This is a genomic window from Nocardia sp. NPDC004654 (assembly GCF_040609595.1).
Lineage (GTDB): Bacteria > Actinomycetota > Actinomycetes > Mycobacteriales > Mycobacteriaceae > Nocardia.
Genome location: NZ_JBEXKI010000003.1, coordinates 494,078 through 506,850, shown reverse-complemented (window position 1 = coordinate 506,850; position 12,773 = coordinate 494,078). Strand labels below are relative to the sequence as shown.

The window sequence follows — 12,773 nt, the reverse complement described above, 5'->3', positions numbered from 1 at the left end:
AGCCCATCCGTGATCCCGATACGAAGTGAAGGTGCGAAATTGATACGTCGACAGACCCGGCGCCGTGGCACGCGTGCCGCGGCGATGATCGCGACTACTGCGGTGTTCGCGGGACTCATGTCCGGATTCGGCGCATCCTCGGCCACTGCTGACCCGATCGTCGAGTCGAAGGCGCTGCTGGCCAACCCGGTCTCCTCCGACGGCTCGAAGATCGTCAAGGCGGAAATCAAGGACTCCCGCAACATCCGGCTGCACGTGTACTCGGCCGCGATGGACGAGAACGTCATCATCGACGTGCAGCGTCCGGCCGACGCCTCGGAGCCGCGGCCGACCCTGTACCTGCTCAACGGTGCGGGCGGCGGCGAGGACGACGCGTCCTGGGTGGCCCGTTCCGAAGCGCTGGACTTCTTGAAGGACAAGAACGTCAATGTGATCCAGCCGATCGGTGGCAAGTGGAGCTACTACACCGACTGGATCAAGGACGACCCGACGCTGGGCCGCAACAAGTGGACGACCTTCTTCACCGAGGAGCTGCCGCCGCTGGTCGACGGCGCGCTCGGCACCAACGGCGTGAACGCCATCGCGGGCCTGTCCACCTCGGGCACCACCGTGCTGGCGCTGCCGATCGCCAAGCCCGGCCTGTACAAGGCGGCCGCCGCCTACAGCGGTTGCGCCCAGACCAGTGACCCGGTCGGCTCGGAGTTCGTGAAGCTCACCGTCGAGACCTGGGGCGGCGGCGACACCGAGAACATGTGGGGTCCACAGGGCTCGGAGGGATGGGTCAAGAACGACCCGTACGTGAACGCCGAGGGCCTGCGCGGTCTCGAGCTCTACATCTCCACCGGCACCGGTATTCCCGGCGAGCACGACGTGCTGAACGGTGAGTACGCCCTGCCCGGCGCCTACGGTCTGGCCAACCAGGTCCTGATCGGCGGCGTGATCGAGGCGGGCACCAACTACTGCACGCACAACCTGCAGACCAAGCTGAACGAGCTGGGTATCCCGGCGACCTTCAACTTCCGTCCGACCGGCACCCACTCGTGGGGCTACTGGAACGACGAGTTCCCCCGCTCCTGGCCGGTGCTGGCCAAGGGCCTCGGTCTCTGAGACCACCCGCTTCGCATCGACCGCCCTGGTCACACCCCTCGTGTGACCAGGGCGGTCGTGTTTACGGCTACACCCAGTTCTCGATCCAGTACTTCCAGATCAGCGGGGCGTACGCGGCGAGCGGCGGCACCTTGATGTCGGTGCCCGCCAGCGTGTCGGTGGCGCGCTTGGCGTCGAACCAGCAGGTGAACTCACTGTGCTCGAGCACGTCGAGCGGGACGCCGACGCGCGGCAACATCCAGTTGGCGCCCGGCACCCGCAGCAGCATGTTCATCGCGCGCTTGGGCATCACCTCGACCAGATGCGGCGCCCCCGCCTCGTCGGCGAACAGGTTCAGCGCCTCGACCGCGCTCATCCGGCGCGGGTCGACCAGATGGTAGGTGCTCGACGCCGGGCCCGGCTGGTGCGCGATGTGGTCGAGGGCCCGCGCCACGAAATCGACCGGGACCATGTTGGTTTCGCCGAGTTTGGGCACCAGCACCGGGAGAATGCGCGGCAGCTGCGCCGCCATCCGCAGCAGACGGAAGAAGTAGTAGGGACCGTCGATGCGGTCGATCTCGCCGGTCCTGGAGTGGCCGATGACGATCGAGGGCCGGTAGATCCGCCAGGCGAGATTCGAGTCCCGCACGATGCGTTCCGCCTCGAACTTGGCCTGCTGCAACGGAGTTGTCAGCGCCTGTCCCTTGTCGAACATCTCCTCGGTGAACAGGCCCTCGTACGAGCCCGCCACCTCGACGGTCGAAACATGGTGCAGCAGACCGGCTCCCAGTTCCTCGGCGGCGTCGACCACATTGCGAGTGCCCGCTCCGCGCTCGGTCAGGTCGTAGCCCGCCGCCAGATGGAAGACGTGGTCGATGGCGCCGCGGTGTTGCGCCAGCCAGTTGCTGTCGATGCCCAGGCTCGGCGCGCCGAGGTCGCCCCGGACCGGACGCACCCGATCGCCCGCGTCCCATTCCCTGGCGCAGCAGGCGTACCGGTCGGCCGATTGCTGACCGGGCCGGACCAGCACGTGGATGTCCGTATCGCGCTCGAGCAGCTGGGGGATCAGAAAACGACCGATGAACCCAGTTGCTCCGGTAACCAGGTAAGTCATAGCGGATCAACATAGTGGGGGCAGGTGTGCCTGCTCATGGCGGGGTTCTCCGTGTGAGCACCTGCCAACGGATATGACCGGGTTGCTCGTGGGCCGTCTACGCATATGGGGACCTGCTGGGAGCGGGTGCCTGGGGTTGTCCGTGTGAGCACCTGCCAACGGAAAATGCGGTGCCTGCTTGTGCGCCGTCTACGCACATGGGGACCTGCCGGAGGAGGGTGGTGTTCGCGGGCCCGAGCTACCGGTTTGCCACCCGCGAACGACCGTTCCCGCGCACCCAGCTGTGTCCGGGATTTCCGTCGGCGCCGCGGGATCGCCGCGGCGCCGAGAGGCATTTTCAGTCGGCGAAGACCGGCTTGCGCTTGGTCAGCATCGCGGTGGCCCCCTCGCGGAAGTCGGGGGAGGCGAGCAGCTCGCTCTGGCCGGTCTTCTCGGCCGCGAGCGCCGCGTCCAGTGCGGTCAGTGTGGCCTGGTTGAGCGCCTTCTTGGTGAGTTCCAGCGCGCGGCGCGGGCCTGCGGCGAGCTTGGCGACCGCGGCCTCCACCGCCGCGTCGAGCTCGTCGTCGGGCAGCACGGCGGTGAACAGTCCGGCTTGCTTCCCGGCGGGCGCGGGCAGGCGCTCGCCGAGCAGTGCCATCTCCGCGGCCAGCGGGCGTCCCGCGGCCGCCGCCACCAGCGCGGCCGCGCCGCCATCGGGCATCAGGCCGATGTTGATGAACGCCAGCAGCAGGTAGGAGTCCTCGCTCGCGTAGACCAGGTCGGCGGCCAGCGCGATGCCGACGCCGACACCGGCCGCCGCGCCCTTGATCCGCCCGACTACCGGAACCGGCACGTCCACGATGGCCCGCACCAACCGGTTGGCGGCGTCCATCACCATGTCGGAGGTGATGCCGCGCTGCGCCTCGCCGGGGCCCGCGGCCAAGTCCGCGCCGGTGCAGAAGTCGTCGCCCGCGCCGGTCAGCACGATCGCGCGCACCGAGCGGTTCTCGGCCGCGGCCACGAAGGTGTCGCCGAGCGCGACCATCGTGTCGTAATCGATGGCGTTCTTGCGCTTGGGCTTGGTGAGGGTGATACGCAGTACCTTGCCGTCCTGCACCGCCGTGAAACCGGCGGGAGCCGTCGCGGCGGATGCGGAATCGGTAATGCTCATTTTTCGCTCCTGGTCAGCGATTCGGCGGACGCCGGGCTGTGAATGGTGGTTAACTTTGCGAATTGTGGTTAACTTATGTGGACTTGTCCGGCGCTGTCAACCAGGCGGCGCCGTCCCAGAACGGAGAGGTGCATGGTCGCGGAACACGGCGAGGTAGACCTCGCGCCCGCGCGGCCCGAACCAAACGGGGGAAGGGCCGGAGCGGAGAACGCCGGTGTTCGCCGCCGCCCCAAGGACCGCAAGGCGCAGATCATCCGGGCCGCCGCGCGCGCCTTCAGCGAGCGCGGGTACTACCCGGTCGGCGTCGACGAGATCGCCGCCGACGTCGGCATTTCCGGCCCCGCCCTGTACCGGCATTTCGCGAACAAGTACGCGCTGCTCGTCGCCGCCGCCGAGGAGGGCGCACGACACCTGCTCACCGTCGCGCGCAATGCCGACGATCCCGAGCTGGACCCGGAACCGCGGCTCGACGGACTGATCAAGGCGATCGCCGAACACACCATCGACATCCGGCGCGAGGCGGGCCTGTACCGGTGGGAGCGCCGCTACCTGGAGCGTGAAGATCGGATCCGGATCCGCAAGATCTACGACGATCTGAACGACACCATCGCCGCGCCCATCGCCGAACTCCGGCCGGACGCTCCCGAGGCCGACCTGCGGATGCTCGCCGCCTCGGTGCTCAGCGTGGTGGCCAGCATCTCCGCGCACCGCTCGGCGCTGTCCGGTGCGCGGCTGCTTCCGCTGTTGCGCGACATGTGCTGGTCGGTCCTGCGCGCCGAGCTGCCGCCCGCGCCGACGCAACCGGACCAGGGGCCCGTCGCGCGCGGCCTGCCGGTCACCTCCAAGCGCGAACAGCTGCTCGCCGAGGCCATCCGGATCTTCGGTCGCCAGGGCTATCACGAGGCGAGCATCGAGGAGATCGGCGCCGCGGTCGGTATCAACGCGTCCAGCGTCTACCGGTACTTCAGCAGCAAGTCCGATCTGCTCGCCGCCGCGTTCCATCGGACCGGCGACCGTGTCTCGGTCGCCATGACCGAAGCGCTGGCCGAGGCGACCAGCAGGCCCGAAGCCGTGCGCCTGATCGCCGCGCGCTACGCCAAGCTGACCTTCTCCACCCCGGAGATCATGCCGGTCTACTACGCGGAGTTCAGCAACCTGCCGCAGGCCGAGCAACACAAGCTGCGCGCCATCCAGCGCCAGAACGTCCTGGAGTGGGCCAACCTGCTCGACGGCGACGCGGTCGAGGCCCGCTTCCGCGTGCACGCCGCCATCGGCCAGGTCATCGACATCGGCAGGCTCATCCGCTTCGACGCCCGCCCGGCCCAGCTGGCCAGGGTGACGGCGCTGATGGACGCGGTTCTCCTCGGCTGAGGTCGCCGCCGTCCGCGCAGACGCCGCGGATGGACCGGCGGGCGAGGCTCTTCCACACCGCCTCATCCCTGTCCGTGGCCTGTCTGCGCGAACTCGAGGCGCGAATCTCGCTCAGCCGGGGCGTCCGTGGCGTAGTCGGAACAGCGCCTTGGCCATCCGCAGATGGCGCGGGTGCCGGTCGAAGGTGGCCAGGTTCATCGGCGCGCGATAGCGCTTGCGGGCGACGGCCAGCGTTCTGCTGAACTCGCGCAGCCCGTGGTCGCCGTGGCTGTGGCCCTGGCCGTATTCGCCGACGCCGCCGATGGGCAGCGCGGGAATGCCGAGGTGAGCGGTGGTCGAATTGATCGTCACCACGCCGACGCGCAGCGTCTCCGCGAAGGACTCCACGCTGTGCACGTCCCTGGTGAACACCGAGACCGCCACACCGTTGCCGGTGGCGTTGATGCGCTTGGCGGCCTCCTCGATATTCGGCACCCGGTTCACGATCAGCACGGGTCCGATCGCCTCGCCGGTGACCGCGATGCTCTCCTCCGGCACCTCGGCGAGCACGATCGGCTCGACGTACGGCTCGCGGATCGATTCCAGCCCACCGACCACCGCGCGACCACCCCTGGCGAGCGCATCGCGCACTTGTCTGCGCACCACGTCGACCTGGGCTTCCAGAATCATCGGACCGTAGGACGCGCGCTTGTCCGCGCCGGGACGCAGCCGCTCGGCGTGCTCGACGACCAGCCCGAGGAAGTTGTCGTACACCGAATCCGCCACGTAGGCCCGCTGCAAGCCGGAGGGATTCTGACCCGCGTTGGCCATCGCCCCGAACACCGCGGCCTCGGCGGCCTCGTCGAGCTTGGCGTCGACGTGCACCACCATCGCGCCCTTGCCGCCGCGCTCGACGACGACCGGCGTCATGGTCTGCGCGCACAGCGAGATCACTTCCCGCGCACCCGCTTCCGAGCCCGCGTAGGCGATCTTGTCCAGCTTGGCCCGGCACAGCGCGGTCCGCGTGCCGCCGTCGCCGGTCACCACCTGGAGCACCGGTTGGTTCGGGGCCAGGTCGGCCCAGCTCTCGGCAAGCCACACCCCGACGCCGGTGGTCAGCTCGTGCGGCTTGAACACCACCGCGTTGCCCGCCGCCATGGCGTAGGCGATCGAGCTCATCGGCGTGAAGACCGGGTTGTTCCACGGCCCTAGCACCCCGACCACGCCGAGCGGCAGATAACCCACCGAACCCTGTTGATTGCGGCTGAGCCAGCTCGAACCGATCCTGCGCCGCCGCAGCGCGCGAGAAGCGTTGCGCGCGGCCCAATCCAGATTCTCGATCGCGAGCATCACCTCGATCGCGGCGTCCGCCGCGGGTTTTCCGGTCTCCTCGGAGACCAGCTCCACCAATTCGCTTGCCCGCCTTGCGATGCTGCGTTTCCAGTCCAGCAGCCAGCGTTTGCGGCCGCTGAAACCCAAATCGGCCCACCATTTTTCGGCGGCGCGTGCGGCGCGGACGGTGCGATTGAGCTCGCCGCCGCCCATCACGGCGTAATTCCCGACTACCTCCCCGGTGCGCGGATCATGGGATATCAGCACGTTCGATCGGCCCGTTCCTCCCGGATGCGCTGCCAAACGTGGCTGCGCGGACTCGGCCATGGTCACCTCTTCGCAGTCTCGACCCGCGTTGCTCCCACCCGAATCGAGCCGACCCCTGACGGACCGGCTCCCAGCGCGGTCCCGCCACAGACGAGTGAGTGCGTGTATGCCCCCGTTCAGCAGACTATGGTCGGTCGCCCCCGGCCGACAAGACTGCGTCACCGCCCTTGCACTGCCCTTGCCACGCCTCGACCAGCGCCGATCGGGCGTGGCGTGCGCACGAGGCTCGGAATGTGATGAAGCACACACTTATCCGGGTTCGCTAGTGGGTCTGAGCAGTCGTCGTTCCGGGACGCGCGATGCCGGTAACATCACGCCAGGCGGCAGGGATCACCACCCCGACGCATTCGTGTGCGTTCGGCGATCGGATCGCCGCCCCCGGCCGATAGTGGAGAGTTGATGCCGAGCTTGAACCAAGCAGAATCGCCGGCACGTCAATCGAAAGCGACGGAGCACGAGCCTGCCGTCCGCGTCGAGGACGTCCGCAAGTCGTTCGGCGACGTGCACGCACTGCAAGGGATCAGCTTCACCGCCGAGAAGGCGAGTGTGCTCGGCATCCTCGGCCCCAACGGCGCGGGCAAGACCACCACGGTCAAGATCCTTTCCACGCTGCTGCGCCCCGACTCGGGCACCGCCGTCGTCGCGGGCCACGATGTCCGCGAGGATCCGGCGGGCGTGCGGCGCTCGATCATGATGACCGGGCAGTACGCCGCGCTGGACGAGAACCTCTCCGGCCGCGAGAACCTCGAACTGTTCGGCAGGCTGATGGGTCTGGGCAGGTCCGCCGCCCGCAAGCGCGCCGACACCCTGCTCGAGGAGTTCGACCTGGTGAGCGCGGGCAAGCGCGCGGTGCGCCAGTACTCCGGCGGCATGCGGCGCAGGGTGGACATCGCCTGCGGCCTCGTCGTGCGTCCCGAGGTGGTGTTCCTCGACGAGCCGACCACCGGTCTGGATCCGCGCAGCCGCCAAGGCGTCTGGGATCTGGTGAACGTGCTCAAGGAGCAGGGCATCACGGTGCTGCTGACCACGCAGTACCTCGAGGAAGCCGACGTGCTCAGCGACAACATCATCGTCATCGACAAGGGCACGGTGATCGCCGAGGGCACCGCCGAGGAACTCAAGGAGAAGACCGGCGGCAGCTACTGCGAGGTGGTCCCGCTCGATCCGAAGCAGGTGCTCACCGCCGGGTACGCGCTCGGCGACCTGGTGCCCGCCGCCGTCATGGCCGAACTCGACGGCAGCGACCGGCTCTCGTTCCCCGCCCCGCACGGCGCGACCACCCTGTCCGAGGCGCTGCGCAGGCTCGACAGCGCGGGAGTCACGCTGGCCGACATCGCGTTGCGCAGGCCCTCGCTCGACGACGTCTTCCTCTCCCTCACCGGCCATTCGGGCGGCCACTCGTGACCGCGAGCGCCACCGAACCGGACACCCGGGCCGCACTCTTCGCCGAGCTACCCGTGGCCCGGCCGTCCTCCTTCGCGCAGTGGCAGGCGCTGACCGGTCGCGTGGTGAAGACCATGGCCACCAAGGGCGAGCTGATCGTCGCCTTCGTGACGCCGCTGGTGTTCACCCTCGGCTTCTATCTGCCGCTGCGCTTCGTGATGAAGCTTCAGGGCATCGACTACGCGCAGTTCGTCATGCCGATCATCGTGCTGCAGACCATGGCGTTCACCATGCTGTCCAACGCGCAGCTCGCCGCGTTCGAGGCGATGACCGGCCTGAGCAGCCGCCTGCAGACCATGCCGATCGGCACGCTCGTGCCGTTCACCTCACGGATCTGCGCGGGTCTGGTCCGCTCGGTGACCTCGCTGACCGGCGCCGTGCTGTTCGGGTACCTGATCGGCTTCGAATTCAGCGCCGGATTCGGCCAAGCCGTGCTGTTCTGCGCGTTCTCCCTGGCCATCGGCACCGTGCTCGCCATCGGCGCGGACGGTCTCGGCAGCCTCACCAAGAGTCCGGAGCAACTCAGTCAGGCGCTGACCCTGCCGACGCTGATCTTCGGCATGCTGTCCTGCGGCTTCGTGCCGGAGAAGAGCTTCCCCGAGTGGATCCAGCCGTTCGTGCGCAACCAGCCCATCTCGCAGTTCTCCTTCGCGCTGCGCGACATGGCGGGCGACGGGGTGAGCTGGGGCGTGCTGTGGGTGCCGCTGCTGTGGCTGATCGGGTTGACGGTGGTGTTCACGCCGTTCGCGGTGTGGGCGAGTGTGAGGCGGTCATGACTGTGACGACGGAGTCCGAGGAGAAGGGCACGGAGTTCGCGCCGCTGCCGACGGTGACGCCGCGCTCGGAGCAGGCGATCGGCACCTGGGCGCAGCACAGCCTGTTGCAGTGTAAGCGACTGCTGATGGGGTGGCTGCGCGATCCCGCGACCACCATCCAGACGCTGGTCTATCCGGCGCTGACCCTGCTGATGTTCGACGTCGTGCTCGGCGGGACCATCACCAGGAACACCGGTATGGACGCCATCTACGGTCAGGTGCCGCTGATCACCTTGGTGGCGGCCATGTCCGGCGCGGTGGTGAGCGCGCTCGGTTTCAAGGTGGAGAAGGCCACCGGCCTGCTGAGCCGGTTCTGGACCATGCCGATGAACCGGGCGGCGAGCCTGACGGGACGGCTGCTCGCCGAGGCGGTGCGGGTGCTGATCACCACGCTGTTCGTCATCGCGGTGGGCATGGCGCTCGGCTTCCGGTTCGGCCAGGGGCCGCTCGCGGCGGTGGCGCTGATCTGCATCCCGGTGCTGTTCGGCATCGGCTTCGCGGTGCTGTGCACGGCGCTCGCGACGCTCACCGAGGGCGTGCTGCTGGTCAGCCTGATCACGATCGTCAACACGCTGCTGATGTTCTTCAACACCGGTTTCGTTCCGGTGTTCGCCTACCCGACTTGGTTGCAGGACGTGGTCGGCAATCAGCCGATGAGCACGGCCATCGATGCCATGCGCGGTCTGTCCTACGGCGGGCCGGTCGCGGAACCGCTGCTGAAGACGATCGCGTGGACCGTCGGGATGGTCGCAGTGTTCGCGTACCCGGCGATCCGCGGTTACCGCCGCGCCGCCGAAACCGGGGCGTGAGGCGGGCTTCGATCCGCGATTCCGGTCGCCCCTGGTCCGTATGCTGTGTGACAGGAGCAGAGGAGGTGTCATCAGTGACCGCAGCAGCCGCGCACGAGCCGCCGAGGGACCCTGCGGATGTGCTGCTCGAGGGCTTCCAAGCGCTGGAGCTTCCTGAAGGATTCCGAGCCGAGCTGATCGAGGGGGAGATCGTCGTGTCACCGCCGCCCGAGGGGAATCATGAGGGCAATATCTCCGCGATCGTTCGTCAGATAATCCGAAAATCAGCGGAGGATTTGGACTTCTCGGGTAACAAGGGGCTACTGCTGGATCGTGGCGGACTCTGCCCGAAGAACCGTCTGATCCCGGATGTCGTCGTCGCCTATGCGGACTCGTTTTGGGATGAGCCGTCGTGGATGGCGGTGGACAAGGTCGTGATGGTGGTGGAGGTCACCAGTTCGAAGCCGGACCGCGATCGCAAGGCCAAGAGGTATTGCTACGCGCGCGGCGGGGTGCCCTTCTACCTGTTGATCGATCGAGTAGAGAAAACCGTCACGCTTTTCGCCGAGCCTGGTGGCGCCGCCGACCTGATCGACTACCGGCAGGACGTCCGCGTGCCGTTCGGAAAGCCGATTGATCTCCCTGGCCCTTTCTCGTTCACGCTCGAGACCGGCGACCTGCGATGAATCAATGGGCGCGATGTTGCTCGCGATCGGCGGTCGCAGCAAATCCGTAACTTACCCAGCGGTCGCGGTTCGTCCAGCCCACCAGGTCGTAGCGCCAGCGGAACGGCCAGGTGTGCGCCACGGTGTTGAACAGCACCGCGCCGAGTGCGGCGTAGTCGTCGTGCGCGGTGAGCAGCGCGCGCTGGCCGCGTTCGGATTCGGTGAAGAACGCCTCGAACATGGCGATCGATTGCTCGGTGGTCAGCCTGCCAAGGCCCCACAGCCCGCGCATGCGCATCCAGTAGACCAGCCGGGCCCGCCACGGCCACAGCGCCTCGATCGGGTCGCGACCGTCTCGCAACGCCGTGACCGCGGTGTCGACCAGGGCGAGCGAATCGGCGACGCTGTAGCCGGTGCAGGGGTGCATCATGCCGCCGCGCGCTCCGAACGGAACCGCCCGCGCGACGCCCTTCTTCGGCGGCGGTTGGTCGAGCGGATAGTGCGCGGCCTCGGTCGGTTCCGCGCCGGTGAGCCGAATGCCGTGCGCGGCGAGCCGGTTCAGCGTCCGTGCGCGCAGCTCGTGCTGCGGCATGCCGCCGCGCAGGCCGAGGCTGGTCTCCTCGAAGATCACCGTGCCGTCGCCGATCGGCACCGCGTAGAGGAACGACGGTGGCGCGTCCTGGCCCGCGCCGTTCTCCGGACGCCAGTCCAGCAGCAGCCCTTCGCCCTCGGCGACCATCGGCGCGGCCGTCTCCGCGTCGACGAAGATGCCGTGCGCGCTGGCCGCCCTGCGCTGTCCGAGCGCGGGCAGGCCGCGGGTGTCGAAGACGGTGTCGGCCCGCAGCACCGTGCCGTCGGCCAGTTCCACCTCGTGCGCGTCGACGCGGGTGGCGCGTCCGGCGATCACCTCGGCGTCGTCCAGCGGCAGCGCGTCGTACAGACCCTGCTTGGACAGCACGCAGTACGGCCGCGGAATGCGGTGCTCGGTCTTCGTCCACACCGTCGGTGTTTCGATGCGGGACCCAATGGCGCTGGGCGGCAACCACTTCGGCAGTTCATCGATCCAGCAGGAATAGGTGGGCGGCCACAGCCGCTCCGGTCGCGGGTCGATCGCGATGACCCGCAGCCCGGCCCGCATCGCCCGGTGGGCGAGCGCCCGCCCGGTCGGACCGAGCCCGACGACGCACAGATCGGCCGCCTGGACCGCACCGCCACTCATATCCGCATTCAATCCGCTGCCCTGACCCCGGTGCAACCAATCAGGGGTTCGCCAGTGTCCAACTCCACCGTGCTAGCCCTGCGGGCATCGAAGGTCGAACCGCCCCGCGCTCCCAGCCACCCCGAGGCGAGTCTTACGAACACGCGCGCGCCAACTAACGGGGCGTGACCCAAGTCGTGATATCCGCGTGCACGACCTCGAGTCCCTGCTTGTCGTAGATCGACACCGGCACCACCAGGTCGCGCCCCTCGGTGATCTTCGTGAAGTCCGGAACCTCCGGCAGCTTCGCCACCGCGCGCAGACCCGTCTCGGCCTTGGCCAGGTACTGCACGTTCATCGCCTTGGGAATCCAGCGGTGCGTGGTCGGCACCGTGGCCTCGCTCAGCATGCCCATGGCCACCTCGGCCAGGTTGCACGCCGCGATGGCGTGGAAGGTGCCCAGGTGATTGTGGATGCCGAACCACTTCGGCGAGGTCACCTCGCACAGTCCCGGCTCCAGCCGCACGACGTTGGGCAGCACCGTGCCGAAGTACGGCACCCTTGCCACCATTCCCAGCGAGAACAGCGCGTGCCCCAGCCGGTTGTCCGGCAGCTTCTTCCACCCGCGCAGAGTCGCGGTCTCTTTGCTCATGCCGCTATCTTACTCAAAAGTAAGTTCTGTGCTGCTCGGGTTTCTCGCAGAGTTTTCGGGACGCCTGGCAGGGCCGGTAACCTCTGCGCGGCGTCCGGGCGACCTGCGAAGTCGCGGCCCGCGCCGGGGTGACGCGGACGACAGCGGGGGCGATTTGAAGTGGCTCGGGGGTCTCGGGCATACTGTTCGGGTTGCCTTGCACGGGGTCGTGCCTGTTTCGGACGAAACGGGGCGTGACCGGCGAGGCGAGCAGTACCCAATCGAGTGCTTCACCGGTTCCCGGTGTGAGTACGTCCGGGACGTTGTTCCGAGCCTGAGATGAAGTTCTAGATCCGGGCCGAGGAATAAGCGGGAAGGCGACACGCCCGACCGCGTGGACCGGAGAACCATGACAGATGAACAGCGGCGAGGATCGGGCGTGCCCGGTCGTGGTCTCCAACTGAGACGTCTTCGTGTGTTCGGGCTGTGCAAATTGAGGGTGGTGCGGAAGCCCGGCTTCCGGATCACGAAGGAAAGCGGAGAAAAGGACACTTAGCGTGGCGGGACAAAAGATCCGCATCAGGCTCAAGGCCTATGACCACGAGGCGATCGATGCGTCTGCGCGCAAGATCGTGGAGACGGTGACCCGCACTGGGGCCCGCGTGGTCGGGCCGGTGCCGTTGCCGACCGAGAAGAACGTGTACTGCGTCATCCGTTCGCCGCACAAGTACAAGGACTCGCGCGAACACTTCGAGATGCGTACGCACAAGCGCCTCATCGACATCCTCGACCCGACGCCGAAGACGGTCGACGCGCTCATGCGCATCGACCTGCCGGCCAGCGTCGACGTCAACATTCAGTGACGGGGACTCGA

General features: G+C 67.9%; 12 protein-coding genes. 7 read left to right on the top strand and 5 right to left on the bottom strand.

Annotated features, from left to right (window positions below):
* The first annotated feature begins 84 nt into the window (after nt 1-84).
* A complete protein-coding gene (locus ABZV58_RS12260; RefSeq protein ID WP_355000195.1) occupies nt 85-1,107 on the top strand; it encodes an alpha/beta hydrolase family protein in 1,023 nt (340 codons plus the stop codon).
* A gap of 67 nt (nt 1,108-1,174) precedes the next feature.
* Here ABZV58_RS12260 and ABZV58_RS12255 read toward each other — a convergent pair whose 3' ends face one another.
* Nucleotides 1,175-2,200 (bottom strand): SDR family oxidoreductase, encoded by a 1,026-nt coding sequence (locus ABZV58_RS12255; protein WP_355000194.1) that lies wholly within the window; start codon nt 2,198-2,200, stop codon nt 1,175-1,177.
* Between the two features lie 337 nt (nt 2,201-2,537).
* Complete coding sequence (locus tag ABZV58_RS12250) at nt 2,538-3,350, bottom strand: enoyl-CoA hydratase-related protein (protein ID WP_355000193.1); 813 nt, start codon at nt 3,348-3,350, stop codon at nt 2,538-2,540.
* A gap of 132 nt (nt 3,351-3,482) precedes the next feature.
* On the opposite strand from ABZV58_RS12250, the gene ABZV58_RS12245 reads away from it, so the two are divergent.
* The gene (locus ABZV58_RS12245; protein ID WP_355000192.1) at nt 3,483-4,721 is read left to right on the top strand and encodes a TetR family transcriptional regulator; all 1,239 of its coding nucleotides are present in this window, start codon (nt 3,483-3,485) and stop codon (nt 4,719-4,721) included.
* A gap of 111 nt (nt 4,722-4,832) precedes the next feature.
* Here ABZV58_RS12245 and ABZV58_RS12240 read toward each other — a convergent pair whose 3' ends face one another.
* Entirely contained in the window at nt 4,833-6,299 is a 1,467-nt protein-coding gene (locus tag ABZV58_RS12240; protein WP_355000191.1) for an aldehyde dehydrogenase family protein, read from the bottom strand.
* A gap of 459 nt (nt 6,300-6,758) precedes the next feature.
* On the opposite strand from ABZV58_RS12240, the gene ABZV58_RS12235 reads away from it, so the two are divergent.
* From ABZV58_RS12235 to ABZV58_RS12220, 4 genes are all read left to right on the top strand, one after another.
* Nucleotides 6,759-7,763, top strand: a complete 1,005-nt coding sequence (locus ABZV58_RS12235) for an ATP-binding cassette domain-containing protein (protein ID WP_355000190.1) — start codon at nt 6,759-6,761, stop codon at nt 7,761-7,763.
* A gap of 53 nt (nt 7,764-7,816) precedes the next feature.
* Nucleotides 7,817-8,578 carry an ABC transporter permease gene (locus ABZV58_RS12230; RefSeq protein WP_355000542.1) on the top strand — a complete coding sequence of 254 codons (762 nt, stop codon included), beginning with the start codon at nt 7,817-7,819 and terminating at the stop codon, nt 8,576-8,578.
* Nucleotides 8,575-9,426: an ABC transporter permease gene (locus ABZV58_RS12225; RefSeq protein WP_355000189.1), complete on the top strand. Its 852-nt coding sequence runs from the start codon at nt 8,575-8,577 to the stop codon at nt 9,424-9,426. The genes ABZV58_RS12230 and ABZV58_RS12225 overlap by 4 nt, the downstream gene beginning before the upstream one ends.
* A gap of 74 nt (nt 9,427-9,500) precedes the next feature.
* Nucleotides 9,501-10,091 carry a Uma2 family endonuclease gene (locus ABZV58_RS12220; RefSeq protein WP_355000188.1) on the top strand — a complete coding sequence of 197 codons (591 nt, stop codon included), beginning with the start codon at nt 9,501-9,503 and terminating at the stop codon, nt 10,089-10,091.
* 1 nt (nt 10,092) lies between these two features.
* Here ABZV58_RS12220 and ABZV58_RS12215 read toward each other — a convergent pair whose 3' ends face one another.
* Both ABZV58_RS12215 and ABZV58_RS12210 read right to left on the bottom strand, forming a co-directional pair.
* The gene (locus ABZV58_RS12215) at nt 10,093-11,289 is read right to left on the bottom strand and encodes a lycopene cyclase family protein (protein WP_355000187.1); all 1,197 of its coding nucleotides are present in this window, start codon (nt 11,287-11,289) and stop codon (nt 10,093-10,095) included.
* Nucleotides 11,290-11,443: 154 nt separating this feature from the next.
* Nucleotides 11,444-11,920 carry a hotdog fold domain-containing protein gene (locus ABZV58_RS12210; RefSeq protein WP_355000186.1) on the bottom strand — a complete coding sequence of 159 codons (477 nt, stop codon included), beginning with the start codon at nt 11,918-11,920 and terminating at the stop codon, nt 11,444-11,446.
* Between the two features lie 536 nt (nt 11,921-12,456).
* On the opposite strand from ABZV58_RS12210, the gene rpsJ reads away from it, so the two are divergent.
* Nucleotides 12,457-12,762, top strand: coding sequence for a 30S ribosomal protein S10 (rpsJ, locus tag ABZV58_RS12205; protein ID WP_003938093.1), 306 nt, complete (start codon nt 12,457-12,459; stop codon nt 12,760-12,762).
* Nucleotides 12,763-12,773 lie beyond the last annotated feature (11 nt).

Excerpts from the sequence above, each read along its gene's own strand:
- ABZV58_RS12260 (WP_355000195.1), top strand. The coding sequence starts at position 85 with ATGATCGCGACTACTGCGGTGTTCGCGGGACTCATGTCCGGATTCGGC.
- ABZV58_RS12255 (WP_355000194.1), bottom strand. The coding sequence starts at position 2,200 with ATGACTTACCTGGTTACCGGAGCAACTGGGTTCATCGGTCGTTTTCTG.
- ABZV58_RS12250 (WP_355000193.1), bottom strand. The coding sequence starts at position 3,350 with ATGAGCATTACCGATTCCGCATCCGCCGCGACGGCTCCCGCCGGTTTC.
- ABZV58_RS12245 (WP_355000192.1), top strand. The coding sequence starts at position 3,483 with ATGGTCGCGGAACACGGCGAGGTAGACCTCGCGCCCGCGCGGCCCGAA.
- ABZV58_RS12235 (WP_355000190.1), top strand. The coding sequence starts at position 6,759 with ATGCCGAGCTTGAACCAAGCAGAATCGCCGGCACGTCAATCGAAAGCG.
- ABZV58_RS12225 (WP_355000189.1), top strand. The coding sequence starts at position 8,575 with ATGACTGTGACGACGGAGTCCGAGGAGAAGGGCACGGAGTTCGCGCCG.
- ABZV58_RS12215 (WP_355000187.1), bottom strand. The coding sequence starts at position 11,289 with ATGAGTGGCGGTGCGGTCCAGGCGGCCGATCTGTGCGTCGTCGGGCTC.
- ABZV58_RS12210 (WP_355000186.1), bottom strand. The coding sequence starts at position 11,920 with ATGAGCAAAGAGACCGCGACTCTGCGCGGGTGGAAGAAGCTGCCGGAC.